The sequence below is a fragment of the Sphingomonas sp. P4_G2 genome (assembly GCF_056401155.1).
The window spans coordinates 1-16154 of sequence record NZ_JBFUJY010000003.1 but is presented as its reverse complement, the minus strand read 5'-3'; the positions used below and the strand labels follow the sequence as shown (position 1 = coordinate 16154).

The following is a 16154-nucleotide window of genomic DNA, read 5'->3' as shown; positions in this document are numbered from 1 at the left end:
TCAGGTGCCCGGCTGGATATAGGGAATGCGCGCGAACAGCTCGCGCTGCCATTTGCGCGGGTCGTTCTCGATATGGCTGTCGACGTCGAACACCATCGTCGCACGGCGCGCCAGGTCGTATTTCGGCCAGACCGGCAGGCCGGGATGGTTGGGATTGCCGGTCTTGGCGAAGGCGACGAAACTGTCCTGCACCGCTTTGGACGCCGCGCGCGCGTCGAGCCCGGTACCGGTCTGCGATCCCGCCGCGTCGAGCGTGCCGAACGCCAGCGGGATGTCCATCGTGTGGAAGGCGCCGCGGCGCGGGTCGGTGCGCGAGCCGAAGTTCACTTGATAGACCCAGGCCGGGGCACCGGCGCGGGCGCGCTCCTCCGCCTCGATCACCTGGCCGCGCCAGCTCCGTCCGGCAGTGACCGCGGCATAGAAGACGTCGCTCGGCGACCAGGTCGGGAATTGCCTGCGATATTCGGCCACGACCCATTCGGGCAAAGCATCGATGCGCAATTCGGGCGCGAGGCGATCGGGCATATTGCCCCAGGTCAGGCCCTTCACCTTGTCCGAATCGGGCGCGATGAACGCGCGCGCTTCGTCATGGACATTGCCCAGGATCAGCGGGATCGACAGGCCTTGCGGATTGGCGTCGGGCCAGAAGGGATGGCGCGTGAGCCATTTCATGTCGAGCACCGGGCCGAAATAGATCCCGCCGCCAAGGACTGGATCGTCAGCCGACAGCGCCTCGACCAATTTTTCGGTCGGTGCCGACAGCAACGGGCCGAGATCGCGCTCGCTCACCCCGAGCTTGCGCAGATAGGCGCGCGCGCGGTCGGTGGCGTGGAGCGGGCCGGAGGCGGTGACCTGCTGCCCCGACATCGTCACGCCGCGATGGAACAGGCCCCTGGCGGCCGGCATGCCGGTCAGCGTGGCGATCTTGGCGCCGCCGCCCGACTGGCCGAACAGCATCACGCGATTGGGGTCGCCGCCGAACGCCGCGATATTGTCGCGCACCCATTTGAGCGCGAGGATCAAATCGAGCTGCCCGCAATTGCCGCTGTCGGCGAAGCGCGGATCGAGCCGCGCGAGATAGAGATAACCGAACGCGTTGAGGCGGTGATTGACCGTCACCACCACGACATCGCCGCGCGCCGCCAGATTGTGCCCGTCGTTGAGCGGATCGGTGACGCTGCCGTTCGAATAGGCGCCGCCATGGATATAGAGCATCACCGGCTTCTTCGCCGCCGGATTTGGCTCGGCGGTCCAGACGTTGAGGTAGAGGCAATCCTCGGATTGCGGCTGATATTTGCCCGATTGCGGACAGACCGGCCCGAACTTCTGGACCTGGCGCACCTGTCCACGCGCGGCGTAAGGCACCGGCGCGCGGAAGCGTTGCGCCACGCCGTAACGGATGCCGCGATAGGCGATGACGCCGCGGTCGCTTTCGCCGACGAAATCGCCCGCCGGCGCGCGCACATAAGGCGCCGCGACTGCGCGCGCCGTACCCGACAGCAATATTGCCGCCCCCGCGCTCGCGCCGGCGCCGATCAGAGCGCGACGGTTCCAGCCATCAGCGTCGGACATCCAGACCCCCTGCCAGGTACGCGTCGATATCGGCCTGGCGGAACAGACTGGCATCGCCTGGCAGCGAATGTTTGAGCGCGGTCAGCGCCAGGCCCGTGCGCGCGGCGTCGTCGATGCCGCCGCCGTTGCGCAGCGCATGAAGGACGCCGGCGGCGAAGGCATCGCCCGCGCCGATCCGGTCGACGATGCCGGCCAGCGTGATCTCGGCCGATTGTGCATGCGCGTCGCGCGTATCGATCCGCGCCGACAACAAATGGCGATCGACATCCTCGGTGTGCCGTGCGGTCGAGGCGATCGTCTGGAGCTTGGGGAAAGCGGCGAAGGCGGCGTCGGCGGCTTCGCGCCGGCGGTCCTCGCCATCGCCCGAAAACGGCTTGTCGAGCAGCAAGGCGATGTCGCGATGATTGCCGAACATCAAATCGGCTTGTGCCACCAGCCGCGACAGGATCTCGCGCGGCTTGCCGTCCCAGCGTTCCCAGAGCTTGCCGCGCCAATTGCCGTCGAACGAGACCGGGATGCCGCGCGCCGCGGCGGCCTCTGCGGCGGCGATCGCGGCCTGGGCCGGCACCGGGCCGAGCGCGGGGGTGATGCCCGACAGATGGAGACGGTCGACGCCCTTGAGCAGCGTATCCCAGTCCCAGGCATCGGCGGGCGCCTCGGCGAAACTCGAATGCGCGCGGTCGTAGATCACTTCGGTCGCGCGCATGCCGGCGCCCGAGGTGACGAAATAGAGCCCCATCCGGTCGCCGCGGCGCTGGACGGTGCTGGTGTCGATGCCGTGGCCGCGCAGCGTGGCGATCGCGGAATCACCAAGGTCGTTGGCGGGGACGGCGCTGACGAAGCCGACCTCGTGACCGAGCCGGGCGAGCGCGGTCGCGACATTGGCCTCGGCGCCCGCCACCCAGACGTCGAACTTGGGTGTTTGCAGGAGGAGTTCGCGGCCCGGGGGAGAGAGCCGCAGCATGATTTCGCCGAACGCGAGGAATTTGCCCATTACTTTGCCCCTCTAACCCAACCGTCATGCCGGCCTTGTGCCGGCATCCACGGAGCCGCAGGCGCAAGGGTTTGGGGCTCGGTGGACCCCGGGACAAGCCCGGGGTGACGATGACACCGAAACGCGGTCACAGCACCATCACCGCGCGAGCCAGCCGCCATCGACCGCCAGGATATGACCCTGGACATAATCCGCCGCGCGGCTCGCCAGGAATACGGCCGCCCCGCCCAGGTCGCTCGCGTCGCCCCAGCGCCCTGCCGGGATGCGGTCGAGGATCGACTTGTTGCGCACTTCGTCGGCCTGCAGTGCCGCCGTATTGTTGGTCGCGATATAGCCCGGCGCGATCGCGTTGACGTTGACGCCTTTCGACGCCCATTCGTTGGCCAGCAACTTGGTCAGCCCGCCGATCCCGCTCTTCGATGCGGTATAGCTCGGCACACGGATGCCGCCCTGAAAGGTCAGCATCGACGCGATGTTGATGATCTTGCCGCCGCCATTCCCGATCATGTGCCTGCCCGCCGCCTGGCACAGGAAGAACACCGATTTGAGGTTGGTGTCGACCACCGCGTCCCAATCTTCCTCGGTGAAATCGACCGCGTCGGCGCGGCGGATGATGCCGGCATTGTTGACCAGGATGTCCAGCCCGCCGAGCTTGTCCACCGTTTCGTCCACAATCCTTTGCACAGGCTCGATCGTCGACAGATCGGCCGAGACGATCTCGGCGCGACGGCCCAATGCGCGCGCTTTCTCGACCGTTTCCTGAGCAGGGGTACGGCCGACGGCGGCGATATCGGCGCCGGCCTCGGCCAGTGCCAGCGCGATGGCCTGGCCGATGCCGGTATTGGCGCCGGTGACGATGGCGACTTTGCCGGAAAGGTCGAAGGGGTTGGTCATTGCTGTTTCCGAGTTCCCCTCCCGCTTGCGGGAGGGGTTAGGGGAGGGCCTGTCGAGAGGAGTGGGAAATTGGGACACGCCCTCCCCGACCCCTCCCGCAAGCGGGAGGGGAGTTACGCCAGCTGGCAGATATCCAGCACGTTCATGTCGGTATAATCCTGGTTCTCGCCGGCCATCGCCCAGATGAAGGCATAGGCCTTGGTGCCCGCGCCCATATGGATCGACCAGGGCGGGCTGATCACCGCTTCCTCGTTCTGCATCACGATGTGCCGCGTCGCCTCGCCTTCGCCCATGAAGTGCATGACGCGATCGGTGTCGAGATTGTCGAGCTCGAAATAGAAATAGATCTCGCTGCGGCGCTCATGGATGTGCGGCGGCATCGTGTTCCACACGCTGCCCGGCTTGAGCACGGTCAGGCCCATGACGAGTTGCGCCGAGTCGCACACGCCGGGGATGACGAGCTGAAAGATCGTGCGCTCGTTCGATTCCTGCAGGCTGCCGCGCTCGAGCGCATTGGCGTCGGCGATCCCGAGCTTGCGCGTCTGGAAGGCTTTGTGCGCGGGGCACGAGGCGAGATAGAAACGCGCGCCCTGACCGGAGAATTCGACGTCGGTCGCGCCCATCGTGACGTACAGGCAATCCTTGTTGCCGAGCGTGAATTCCTCACCGTCGACAATGACCTTGCCGTCGACCGTGCCGACATTGACGATCGCGAGTTCACGGCGCTCGAGGAAGGGATGACCGACGGCCGAAGGCGGCTCGGTCTGCGCGGGCAGCTTGACCGGCGCTCCGCCCACCGCGACGCCGCCGATCACGAAGCGATCGGCATGCGTATAGTTGAGCACGCACTCGCCCTCGCGAAACAGGCCCTGGATCAGATAGCGGTCGCGCAATTCCTCATTGGAGACGCACTCCATCATATCGGGATGGGTGGCGTAATAGGTACGGTCGAACATCGGGGTCTCCGTCGGGGATCAGGCCGCGCGGGCGGCAAAATGGGGGTCGTCGATCTTGTAAGCACGGCGCACCAGGCCGCTGGTCAACTCCTGGATCAGCTCGGCCGCTTCCCAATCGTGAAGGCGATGCTCGGCGACCAGTCGGGCGAGGAATGCGCAATCGACCCGCCGCGCGACATCGTGCCGCGCCGGGATCGACAGGAAGGCGCGGGTGTCGTCGTTGAATCCGACGGTGTTGTAGAAGCCCGCCGTCTCGGTGGTCATCTCGCGGAACCGCCGCATCCCTTCGGGACTGTCGTGGAACCACCAGGCGGGGCCGAGCTTGAGGCAGGGATAATGGCCGGCCAGCGGCGCGAGCTCACGGGCATAGGTCGATTCGTCGAGCGTGAAGAGGATGATCGACAGATCGCGCTCATTGCCGAACCGGTCGAGCAACGGTTTCAGCGCATGGACGTAATCGGTCCGCGTCGGGATATCGGCGCCCTTGTCGCGGCCATGGCTGGCGAACAGCCCGGCATTGTGGTTGCGGCAGGAGCCGGGGTGGATCTGCATCACCATCCCGTCCTCGACCGACATCGCCGCCATCTCGGTCAGCATCTGCGCGCGGAACAGCTCGGCATCGGCCGGGGTCCAGGTGCCGGTGACGATCGTACGGAACAGGCGTTCGGCCTCGCTTGGCGACAGATTGGCGGTCGCCGCGGTCGGATGGCCATGGTCGGTCGCGGTCGCCCCTGCCGCACGGAAATCGGCGCGGCGCTTGCGATGCGCGGCGAGATAACCCTTCCAGTCATAGACATCCTCGCCGGTCAATTCGGCGAAGCGCGCCATTGCCGGCTTGAACGCCTCATGCTCGACGTCGATCACGCCGTCAGGGCGATAGGTGGTGACGACGCGCCCGCCCCAGCCCGAGCGGCGGATGGCGTGATGGTGCGACAGATCGTCCTGCGCACCCTCGGTCGTCGCCAGAAAATCGATCCGGAAGCGGTCGAACAGCGCGCGCGGGCGGAAGGCGTCGCTCGCCAGTCTCTCCCCGATCGCGTCGAAATAGGTGTCGGCGGTCGAGGCGTCGAGTTCGCGGTCGATCCCGAACACCACCGAAAAGACATGATCGAGCCACAGCCGCGACGGCGTGCCGCGGAATAGATGGTAATGCGACGCGAACAGCCGCCAGGCCGCGCGCGGATCGGTGGCGGGGACGCCGGCGCGCGATGGGATCGCCAGCGCGTCGAGGTCGACCCCCTGGCTGTAGAGCATGCGGTAGAGATAATGGTCGGGGGACAGCAACAGGGTGGTTGCATCGGTCCATGTGTCGTTATTCGCGAACCAGGCCGGGTCGGTATGGCCGTGCGGGCTGACGATCGGCGAATCGGCGACGGCGGCATACAAATCGCGGGCGATCGACCGCGTGCCCGGATCGGCGGGAAACAGACGATCGGGGTGTAATTCCAGCGTGCCAGCCATCAGCCTTCTCCATCCTCCCCGCTTCTGTCGAGCGGGGCTCTGGTAACCGGTGTCACCTAATAGTTCAACCGCTCCCGACGCGTTCAATCGACCGGTGGCGACACCGACCCGCGGCGGATCAGGGTCGACAGGAACATCGACGGTTCCGGGACGCTCGAATCGTCGTCATTGTCGGCGATCCCGGTGATCAGCTTGAGCGCGGCGGACCGCGCCATCGAGGCGATCGGCCAGCGCACGGTGGTCAGCGGCGGCCACATATGCGCGGCGATCGGCGTGTCGTCGAACCCGATCACCGACAAATCGCGCGGAACTATCAACCCGCGCTGGCATGCAGCGTGGATCACGCCCGCCGCCATTTCGTCGTTGCTCGAGAAGATCGCGGTGGGGCGCGGCACCACGTCGAGCAGGCGCTCGGCCGCGATCAGCCCCGATTCGAAGGTATAATTGCCCTCGGCGATCATGCTGCGCGGGAGCGAGATGCCGGCGTCGCGCATCGCTTCCTCGAATCCCAGCCGGCGTTCGTGCGCCGAGCGGAAGCCATGTGGGCCCGCGATCAGCCCGATGCGGCGATGCCCCTGCGCGATCAGATATTGCGTCGCCTCGCGCACGGCCTCGCGATCGTTGGAGGCGACCATATGTTCGGGCGTGTCGAGCTCCGCCGAGCCCATGCGAACGTAGCGGCAGCCGAGGTTGCTGCACAATTTGGCGACCGCGTCATTCTCGCTGATCGGCGGCATCAGCAGCACGCCGAACAGTCGCTGGCGCTCGAGGAAGAGGCGCAAATCCTCGAGCATCGTCGGAGAGCCGCGATCGACCGGGCGCACGACCATCTCGAATTCGCTGTCGTGGATCGCTTCCAGCATGCCCTGCTGGACGTTCATCACCGTCTGGGCATTGGGATTGTCGTGGACCAGCCCGACCAGGAAATTGCGCCGCAGCGCCAGCGCGCGCGCCTGCGGATTGGGGACGTAGCCGAGCTGGCCGATGACGTCCTCGACCTTCTTGCGGGTATCCTCGTTGAGCAGCGGGGATCGGTTGATGACGCGGCTGACGGTTTTCTTCGACACCCCCGCGATGCGCGCGACATCGTTGATCGTCGGCTGGCCGGTCTTTTCCATCGTCACAGGCATAGCGAGCCGCGCGCTACTGGGCTAGCCTTGCTTCCGGACGGCCGGGCGGGCAAAGCTGACACCGGTTACTCAAGACAGCGAGACCAGAAGGCGAGAGATGACGGCAAAGGCGGTTCGGATCGATCCGAGCGACAATGTGGCGACCTTGCTGGCCGATGCGGCGGCGGGTGAGGCGGTGGTCGCCGATGGTGCGCCGGTAACCGCCGCGACGGCGATTCCGCGCGGGCACAAGATCGCGCTGGCGCCGATCGCACCGGGCGAGGCGGTGATCAAATACGGCTTCCCGATCGGACGCGCGACCGCGTCGATCGCGGTGGGCGAACATGTCCATTCGGACAATGTCGCGACGGCCCTCGCCGGACAACAGGCCTATGCCTATGCGCCCACGCCGCGCGCCAATCTCGCGTCCGGCGACGCCACGTTCCAGGGCTATCGCCGCGGCGACGGGCGGGTCGGCACGCGCAACGAAATCTGGGTGCTGCCGACGGTCGGCTGCGTCGCGCGAACCGCCGAGCGGATCGCCGCGCGGGCGGGGGCGGCGCTGGCCGGAAAAGTCGATGGCGTCCACGCCTTCATGCACCCGTTCGGCTGCTCGCAGCTCGGCGAGGATCTCGATGGCACGCGGGCGATCCTGGCCTCGCTCGCCTGCCATCCCAATGCCGGCGGTGTGCTGATCCTCGGCCTGGGCTGTGAGAACAACCAGATCGCCAAGCTGGTCGAGACCATTCCCGAATGGCGCCGCCCGGCGATCCGCACGCTGGCGACGCAATTGGCCGGCGACGAGGTCGCGGAAGGCGTCGCCTTGGTGGAGGAACTGGCTGCGCAGGCACAATGCGAACGGACCGAGGCGACGCTCGCCGACCTGGTGCTCGGGGTCAAATGCGGCGGGTCGGATGGCCTGTCGGGGCTGACCGCGAACCCGCTGGTCGGCCGGATGAGCGATCGCGTCACGGCGTCGGGCGGGCGCGTCGTCGTGACCGAAATCCCGGAGATATTCGGGGCCGAGCAGATGCTGATGAACCGCGCCGCCGACGAGGACGTGTTCGGCGGCGTCGTCGGCGTGGTCAACGATTTCAAGCAATATTTCATCGATCACGGCGAGCCGGTGTCGGAAAATCCTTCCCCCGGAAACATCGCCGGCGGCATCACCACGCTCGAGGAGAAATCGCTCGGCGCGGTGCAGAAAGCGGGCCGCGCGCCGATCGCCGACGTCATCCATTATGGCGAGCGCGTCGCCAAAGACGGGCTCACCCTGCTCGAAGCGCCGGGCAATGACGCGGTGTCATCGACCGCCTTGGCGGCGGCGGGCGCGACTGCGATCCTGTTCACGACGGGGCGCGGCACGCCGCTCGGCTTTCCGGTGCCGACGATCAAGATATCGTCGAACAGCGATCTCGCCGCGCGCAAGCCGGCCTGGATCGATTTCGATGCAGGCATGGTGCTCGATCAAGGGTTCGAGACGATGGAGGCGGCACTGACCGAGCGGCTCTGCGCGATCGCCTCGGGCGAGCCGACCGCGGCCGAGCGCAATGGCGAGCGCGAAATCGCGATCTGGAAGCGCGGAGTGACCCTGTGACCCGGTTGTCGCGCGCTGCCCTGGCCGGGCTGCCGATGGGGATATCCGCGCCGCGCACGCGCGGTCCGATCGCGACGGGGATCGTCCATTTCGGTCCGGGTGCCTTTCATCGCGCGCACCAGGCCGCGTATGTCGACCGCTTGCTCGACCAGGATCCGCGCTGGGGAATCGCCGCGGTGTCGCTGCGCAGCCGCGGCACGATCGAGGCGTTGGCGGAGCAGGACGGGCTTTACACGCTCGCCATTCGCGACCTGGAGTCGAGCCTGCGCGTGATCGGCGCGCATAAAGAGTTCCTGGGGCCGGAGGACGCGGCGCGGACCTTGGCCTTGCTCGCCGCGCCCGACACGCGGCTGGTCACCACCACGGTGACCGAGAAAGGCTATTGCCTGGCGGCGGACGGAACGCTCGATTTCGGCCATCCCGATATCGTCCACGATCTGGCGCGGCCGGCCGTCCCGACCAGCGTGATCGGCTGGATCGTCGCCGGGCTGGCGGCGCGGCATGCCGGCAGCATCGCGCCATTCGTGCCGATGCCGTGCGACAATCTCGCCGCGAACGGCGCCAAGCTCCATGCTGCGCTGGTGGCGTTCGCCGGGAGGCTCGACCCGGCGCTGGGCGATTGGGTGGCGGGCGAAGTGTCCGTGCCGTCGACCATGGTCGATTCGATCACTCCGGCGTCCGACGACGCGCTCTATGCCGATGTCGCGGCGGCGCTGGGCGTCGAGGATCGCGCCGCGGTCCAGCGCGAGGCGTTCGCGCAATGGGTAATCGAGGATGTCGGCGCGCTGCCCGATCTTGGCGCGGTCGGCGCGACCCTCACCGCCGATGTCGGCGGCTATGAGCGCGCCAAGCTCAGGATCCTCAACGGCGCGCATTCGACGCTTGCTTATGCCGGATTGCTGCGCGGTCATGTCAGCGTTGCCGAGGCGATCGGCGATCCCCTGCTGGCGCGCTTCGTCGATGCGATGATCCGCGAGGATATCATTCCGATGCTGCCCCCGGTGCCGGGGCTGGACCTCCAGACCCATGCCGATGCGGTGCTGCGGCGCTTCGCCAATCCGGCGATCGTCCACCGGCTCGATCAGATCGCGCAGGATGGATCGCAGAAGCTGCCGTATCGGCTCGGCGATACCTTGCTCGCCAATCGCGCGGCCGGGCGCATGCCGCGCCATGTCGTCGCGGCGCTGGGCGGCTGGGTCGCATTTCTCATGCAGCGGGCGCGGGCGGGTAGCAGAATCATCGATCCGGCGGGTGACCGTCTTGCCGCGCTGGCCTTGGCCGAAACGCCTGCTCGCGTGGTCGAAGGGCTGATCGACGAGGGGTTGGGCTTTCCGCCCGCGATCGAAGGCGACGCAGAGCTGGTCGCACTGCTGAAAACCGCCGCGAACGCCGCCTTTCGCGGCGAAATTCCAGCCGAGATGCACGCCTGACACGTTGCCGGGCTTGTCATTGACACCGGTTTCCCATACGCAGTCGACCAGGAAGAAAGCCATCAGGGCGAGGAGGGGTTCGGCGGTGCAGCCAGACGATAACGTCGACAATATCACGCGTATTGCGCGCTCGTTCGTCGGCGCGCGCCGCGACGGCCACGCCCTGCCCGATTATCCCGGTGACATGCCGGCCGAGCTCGACGATGCCTATGCCGTGCAGGACGCCGCGCTGGCGCTGACCGAGGGCAAGGTTGCCGGATGGAAAGTCGGGCGGATCAATCCGCCGATCGGCGCGGTCGACCGGCTGGCCGGTCCGATCTTCATCGATCAGGTCGTCATCGCCGACGGTTCGCCGATCGCGATGCCGGTGTTCGCGGACGGCTTCGCCGCCGCCGAGGCCGAATTCCTGCTGCGCATCGGCACCGCGCCCGATCCGGCCAAACACCATTATACGATCGACGACGCACGGGCGCTGATCGATGCGGTCCATGTCGGGATCGAGATTGCCAGTTCGCCGTTTCCCGGGATCAACGATCACGGCGCGCCAGTCACCATTTCCGATTTTGGCAACAATAACGGCCTGATCGTCGGCGCGGCGGTCGAGGGCTGGCGCGACATCGACCTCGACGCCTGGCCGGTCGAAACATGGATCGAGGGCGAGCGTGCCGGCGCGGCCACGACCGCGACGATGCTCGACGGGCCATTCGGGGCGGCGCGTTTCCTGTTCGAACTGATGGCCGCGCGCGGTATCGCGCTGGAGGCCGGACAATGGATATCGACCGGCGCGGTAACTGGGGTACACCCGGTACGCATCGGCGACCGCGTCGAGGCGAGATTCGATGACCGGTTGACGGTCGAGTGCACGATCAAGGCCCGTTAAGAGGTCACTTTCGAGGGAGAGAGAGACGATGGCGACGACCGGGATGCCGGACGCCGGACGGGTGGATATGCGGGTCGGCCGCTATCGCTGGGTGATTTGCGGGCTGCTGTTCGCGGCGACCGCGATCAACTATGTCGATCGCCAGATGATCGGCGTGCTCAAGCCGACGATTTCAGCCGAACTGGGCTGGAACGAAACCACCTATGCCGACATCGTCTTCTGGTTCCAGGTCGCTTATGCGATCGGTTATCTGAGCTTCGGCAAGATCGTCGATATGGTCGGCGCGCGGATCGGCTACTCGATCGCGTTCGTGATCTGGACCGCCGGCCACACCTTGTGCGGCCTCATCACCGGACCGTTCAAGCTGTTCGGCACGATGATTTCCCCGGCGATGCAATTCAACGGCGCGCGGTTCGTGCTCGGCGTCGGTGAATCGGGCAATTTCCCCGCCGGCCTCAAGGCGGTCAGCGAATGGTTTCCGGCCAAGGAGCGCGCCTTCGCCACCGGTGTGTTCAATGCCGGATCGAATGTCGGCGCGATCATCACGCCGCTGATCGTGCCCATGATCACGCTGGCCTACGGTTGGCGGATGGCGTTCATCTCGACCGGCGTGTTCAGCCTGATCTGGCTGGTCGCCTGGATCGCGATCTATCGCCGTCCACGCGAGCAACCCCGCGTGTCGGCGGCCGAGCTTGCCTATATTGAGAGCGACCCCGCCGACCCGCCGCAAAAGATCGGCTGGCTCAAGCTGCTCGGCTATCGCGAAACCTGGGCCTATGCCTTGGGCAAGTTCCTGATCGATCCGATCTGGTGGCTGTTCCTGTTCTGGACGCCCGATTTCCTCGCCAAGACCTATCATCTCGATCTCAAGAACTTCGGTCCGCCGCTGGTCGCGATCTATTTGATCTCCGATATCGGCAGCGTCGCCGGCGGCTGGTCGTCCTCGACCCTGATGAAGCGCGGCTATAGCGCCAACGCGGCACGCAAGCTCACCATGCTGGTCTGCGCCTTCCTGGTGATGCCGATCTTCTTCGCGCAATATGCCGCCAGCGTGTGGCTGGCGGTCGGGATCGTCGGGCTGGCGACGGCGGCGCACCAGGCATTCTCGGCCAATCTCTACACCATCCCGTCGGACATGTTCCCGCGGGCCGCGGTGGGGTCGGTGATCGGCATCGGCGGCACGGTCGGCGCAATCGGCGGCATGGGGATGGCGAAGTTCACCGGCTATATCCTGCAGACGACGCACAGTTACACCCTGATCTTCGCGGTCGCCGGCAGCGTCTATCTGATCGCGATCGGCGTGGTGCATCTGCTCAGCCCGAAGCTGGCGCGGGTCGACGTGCCGGCCTGACCCCGTCGCGGCCGGCACGTGCCGGCCGCTAGAAGGACTGGATCAACACCAGTTGCGGGAGTTGCTGGGTCCAAATTTGGCGCCGTAAGTCAGAAGCCGCATCCAGAGCACCTAACCGGCCGCGACACGCATATCCTCCCCCGCCAACGAGGAGGTGGGCGCGCTCAATATCGGACGCTCCAATCCGGTTCGTGCCGATTACCCGGACTAGTTCCTGAGCATCGCCGCATTGCCCCATGTGACGACCGTCGGCATCTTGTTCTTGGTGGATTTGCCGCGCGCTACCAGTTCGACGATCTTCACGCCGGCAATCTTGGCGCGCAATGTCTGTACGGCCTGGCCAAAACGCGCCGGTGTTGAGGTCGCCAGCAGTTTCCCGTCGCCATAGACGGAGAAGGTCACGACATCGTCGGTATCGAATGTCGAATCATCGACGCCGACATCAGCGACGAAGCTACGGAATTCGCCATTCGCCTTGATCTCGAACCGGGAGTTGGAAAGGGCGCCCAGGCCCGTTCGGTACATCGCGCCATGGACACGTAATGCCTGACGATAGGGTGTGGCATCGGCCTGCGCACCGCCCCATCCGGTATAGGCGGGCGGTTCGCCGGTATCGGCGGTGCTACCCCATGGAGTGATCATGCGATGGATCGTGGGGTCCGGTTGCGGGACGACCACGCCATCAACGGCTGGGTTCACCCGTCCCGGCATTTCCGACAGATAGACGCCATCCGCCAGGGCCCGCGTGCCCGCCGCATCGAAGATGAGTGTCTCACGCGGGTCGAGATGGAGCTTCAATTCGCCGGAAAAGGCGGGAAGCGTGGCGCCGCTCCACAGATTCCTGAGCGTAACCGGGGAGGTCCCGGCGAACTTCATGTGCTCGGCCGTCAAGGTCACGTCGGCGGGCGCGAGTCCACGGTTGAAGACGGCCACCGCCTTGTGGCCATTGCTGAGCACTTTGACCAGGATTTGAACGTCATCGCTATCATAGGCCAGTACCGCCTGATTTCCCGCACGATCCTGATCGATCGCGATGATGTCGCTATTGCCGAAAATGTCCATCAGCGGTTGCGGCGCGTGCCTCAGGTCGTATCCGATCAAAAGTGGCGCCGACAGCATCGACCACAGCGCGAAATGCGATTTCGCTTCGGTCAGATGATGCTCGTCGAAGTCGCCCTGGCCGACAAAGAGCATGTCAGGATCATTCCACGAACCGGGATGCGCATAAAGCGCGCGGTTGGCCGTGCTGTCGAAATTGGCCAGCATCCGCGTCCAGCTGGGCGTGAGGTCATCGCTGGTCCGCGAAAGATTGCCCACGTTTTTGGCCCAGGTACGGACGTCGGCCGATCCCCAAACACAGATCGAGAAAACATAGTCGCCATCGGGATTGGTGCGATGCAGGGCGTCGGCGACCCGTTGGTAGAGATCGCGAACGGCCGAAATGTCGGTGCGGCGAATTTCCATTATGTCGACCAACGGTCCGAGCGCGCGGTATTGGCCGGATTTGACGCCTTGGCTGTCGGGGCCGAAGGCACGGATGCCGCAGCCGTCGACCTTGATGTAATCGAAGCCCCAATCGCCGAAATAGAGCTTAATATCCTGATCGATATGACCATATAGGCCGACCTCGCGCTCGGCGACATTGCCCTCGGGAAGGTTCGGTGCATTGGGCGAGAAGGCCTGCGAACAGGTGTTGGCGCCGATATCCGAATAGATGCCGGCCTTCAGGCCCATGGCGTGAAGATGATCGGTGAAAGGCTTGAAACTGTCCTGTCCGGGTCCGCCGACGGCCGCGGAGGGAAAGGTCGAGGTCCGCACCATCATGCGGCCGTCCGTCGCGCGCCGTTTCAGCCACCAACCATCGTCGAGGTTGATGTAGCGATAGCCCTTTCTGGCCAAGCCACTGTCAACGATTACCTTGGCGGAATCCAGGACGCCGGCCTCGGTGACGCCTGTGTGAAAGGCATTCCACGAGTTCCAACCCATTGGCGGGGTTGCCGCTTGTCCGGTGGTAACGGCGGTCCAGCGAGCGGTCGGCGCCAGTGGATCGGGTGAAGCATAAGCTGCTCCGTTCAGCAGCGATACCGACAGAACGCCGAAGGACGTCCAACGAACAAACCGCTTCATGACACCTCCACTGTCGATTTTTTGTAATTATAATAGATAATTAGACGAATATTGTCGCGACGGATTCACGGAAAGAGTTTCTGTTGCCGTGCGAAATTGAGGAAAAGCGGGAGCCACAGGCCGTCGGGTGCGCCTGGTCGCCCCCCAACGCCGAAGCCGTGACCGCCATGGGCGAACAAATGGGTCTCCACCGTAATCTTGGACGCGACCATCGCGTCGCGCAGTCGTACGGAGTTGGCCACGGGCACGGTGCCGTCGTCTTCGGCATGTACCAGGAAAGCGGGTGTGGCCGCCGGCGTGACGTTCAGATCAGGCGACCATTCGCGAATTTGTGCCGTGGTCGGCGACCCACCAAAAAGCGACGGCGCCACTCCGTCATAAGCGTAAGCCGGGTCGACCGTCTGGACCGCATAGATTGGTGCCGTGAGGAAGGGCCGCGCGCTCAATTGGTCGGCGGCATCGACGGGAGCGTAGAATGATGCGGAATGCCGCGTGGCCAGGGTGGCGGTCAGGAAGCCGCCCGCGCTGAACCCCATGACGCCGACCTGGTCGGGGTCGACATGGAAATGCGTGGCGCGGGCGCGGATGACGCGCATCGCGCGCTGAGCGTCGGCTGGACCAACGCTCGCCGGATTGCTCCACCCGTCCTGAGCCAGGCGATAGATCAGCACGAAACAGGTAATGCCGGCACGATTGAGGATGTCGGCGACACGATAGCCTTCATGCTCGAAATAGTTCCAGGCGAAGCCGCCGCCGGGAATGAGCAGCATGGCCGAACCGTTCGGTTGGGCCGCCGGGAAAGCGATGACGCGAGGCCTGGAGACGCCCTTGATACGCCGGCTGCTATAGGCCGGGTCCGACGAGCTCTGTTCGACAATTTCGGTCATACCCGAATGCAGAGCGCCGGCGGGCGGACGCGGCCATAGCTCGATGATCTCGCCTGATCCCGTCGCGGGGAGTCCGCTTCCCGTGTCGGCCCTCGCGGACGCCATCGCGGATGCACCTGCGAGCGCCAAGGACGATGCCACGAGATCGCGTCTGGAAAGCCTCATGAGAAAATCCCTTTTGAGTGCCGGGGGACAAGAAAGAAGCTCGTCCATCGCGACGAGTCCCGGCCCGCGGTCATCCAACGCGCGCTGTGCGATCTGGCAGCTGTTGCTGGTGGTCGTGACAGACCGGAATGTCTGGATTCCGCTGCCTGGGGCCATCCCCGCGCCGGTGAAGGATACCGCAATTCGTTCCAACCCTCTCCGCTCGATGGCCTGCGGCGCGCGGCTTGTAACAATCGCGCTACATTTTAGGTAGCGCTATCATAATTAGAGGGCGTGTCAAACGATGTGGCGCTCGATAGCGCGTCGCAGCGCGAGCGCAGCCGCGCCGTCGCCGAGTTCTTCCAGCCAATCATATCGGTGAACGAGAACGTAATGCTCAGCTGGGCGAAAGCGTCAAGCCAGCCAAGAGCGCCAGGCTTTCTCTTTAGTCTCAACCTCTTGCGAGGGAGAATGGTGCGGCCGAGAAGACTCGAACTTCCACGTCCTTTCGGACACAACGACCTCAACGTTGCGCGTCTACCAGTTCCGCCACGGCCGCACGTGTTAGATGCCATCGGACGGGGCCGCTGGCTGGCAGGCGAGCGCCCCTAGCAAAGCGATCTGTGCGACGCAACCGGAGTTTATCGGGCGGCGCGATCGGCGCCCGATCCGCAGGCGCCTTAGAATCTATTTGGAAATGCGCCGCGGGCGCATTTCGCGGTGCCGGCCCGCTCCCCCACCCGGCCTCCCAA

General features: G+C 65.4%; 12 protein-coding genes and 1 tRNA gene. 4 read left to right on the top strand and 9 right to left on the bottom strand.

Annotated features, from left to right (window positions below; genetic code table 11):
• The 6 genes from AC1DRD_RS09670 to AC1DRD_RS09645 form a co-directional block, all read right to left on the bottom strand.
• Positions 1-1572 (bottom strand): carboxylesterase/lipase family protein, encoded by a 1572-nt coding sequence (locus AC1DRD_RS09670; RefSeq protein ID WP_478041229.1) that lies wholly within the window; start codon positions 1570-1572, stop codon positions 1-3.
• Positions 1559-2566, bottom strand: a complete 1008-nt coding sequence (locus AC1DRD_RS09665; protein ID WP_478041228.1) for a sugar kinase — start codon at positions 2564-2566, stop codon at positions 1559-1561. Before AC1DRD_RS09665 ends, AC1DRD_RS09670 begins: the two co-directional genes overlap by 14 nt.
• 138 nt (positions 2567-2704) lie before the next feature.
• Complete coding sequence (kduD, locus tag AC1DRD_RS09660) at positions 2705-3460, bottom strand: 2-dehydro-3-deoxy-D-gluconate 5-dehydrogenase KduD (RefSeq protein WP_478041227.1); 756 nt, start codon at positions 3458-3460, stop codon at positions 2705-2707.
• Between the two features lie 113 nt (positions 3461-3573).
• Positions 3574-4416 (bottom strand): 5-dehydro-4-deoxy-D-glucuronate isomerase, encoded by an 843-nt coding sequence (gene kduI / locus AC1DRD_RS09655; protein ID WP_478032781.1) that lies wholly within the window; start codon positions 4414-4416, stop codon positions 3574-3576.
• Positions 4417-4434: 18 nt separating this feature from the next.
• Positions 4435-5877, bottom strand: a complete 1443-nt coding sequence (gene uxaC / locus AC1DRD_RS09650) for a glucuronate isomerase (protein WP_478041226.1) — start codon at positions 5875-5877, stop codon at positions 4435-4437.
• An 83-nt stretch (positions 5878-5960) separates the two neighbouring features.
• Positions 5961-6995 (bottom strand): LacI family DNA-binding transcriptional regulator, encoded by a 1035-nt coding sequence (locus AC1DRD_RS09645; protein WP_478041542.1) that lies wholly within the window; start codon positions 6993-6995, stop codon positions 5961-5963.
• A 109-nt stretch (positions 6996-7104) separates the two neighbouring features.
• Between AC1DRD_RS09645 and AC1DRD_RS09640 the strand changes: the two genes are divergently transcribed.
• The 4 genes from AC1DRD_RS09640 to AC1DRD_RS09625 all read left to right on the top strand — a co-directional run bounded on the left by AC1DRD_RS09640 (position 7105) and on the right by AC1DRD_RS09625 (position 12244).
• Positions 7105-8583, top strand: coding sequence for a UxaA family hydrolase (locus AC1DRD_RS09640; protein WP_478041225.1), 1479 nt, complete (start codon positions 7105-7107; stop codon positions 8581-8583).
• Positions 8580-10013 carry a mannitol dehydrogenase family protein gene (locus tag AC1DRD_RS09635; protein ID WP_478041224.1) on the top strand — a complete coding sequence of 478 codons (1434 nt, stop codon included), beginning with the start codon at positions 8580-8582 and terminating at the stop codon, positions 10011-10013. The genes AC1DRD_RS09640 and AC1DRD_RS09635 overlap by 4 nt, the downstream gene beginning before the upstream one ends.
• Positions 10014-10098: 85 nt before the next feature.
• On the top strand, positions 10099-10893 hold the full coding sequence (locus tag AC1DRD_RS09630; RefSeq protein ID WP_478041223.1) for a 2-keto-4-pentenoate hydratase: 795 nt from the start codon (positions 10099-10101) through the stop codon (positions 10891-10893).
• A 28-nt stretch (positions 10894-10921) separates the two neighbouring features.
• Entirely contained in the window at positions 10922-12244 is a 1323-nt protein-coding gene (locus AC1DRD_RS09625) for an MFS transporter (protein WP_478041222.1), read from the top strand.
• Positions 12245-12451: 207 nt separating this feature from the next.
• On the opposite strand, the gene AC1DRD_RS09620 is transcribed toward AC1DRD_RS09625, so the two are convergent.
• The 3 genes from AC1DRD_RS09620 to AC1DRD_RS09610 all read right to left on the bottom strand — a co-directional run bounded on the left by AC1DRD_RS09620 (position 12452) and on the right by AC1DRD_RS09610 (position 15961).
• Complete coding sequence (locus AC1DRD_RS09620) at positions 12452-14371, bottom strand: NPCBM/NEW2 domain-containing protein (RefSeq protein ID WP_478041221.1); 1920 nt, start codon at positions 14369-14371, stop codon at positions 12452-12454.
• Positions 14372-14436: 65 nt separating this feature from the next.
• Positions 14437-15258: an alpha/beta hydrolase gene (locus tag AC1DRD_RS09615; protein ID WP_478041220.1), complete on the bottom strand. Its 822-nt coding sequence runs from the start codon at positions 15256-15258 to the stop codon at positions 14437-14439.
• A gap of 616 nt (positions 15259-15874) precedes the next feature.
• Positions 15875-15961 (bottom strand) — tRNA-Leu (locus AC1DRD_RS09610).
• Positions 15962-16154 lie beyond the last annotated feature (193 nt).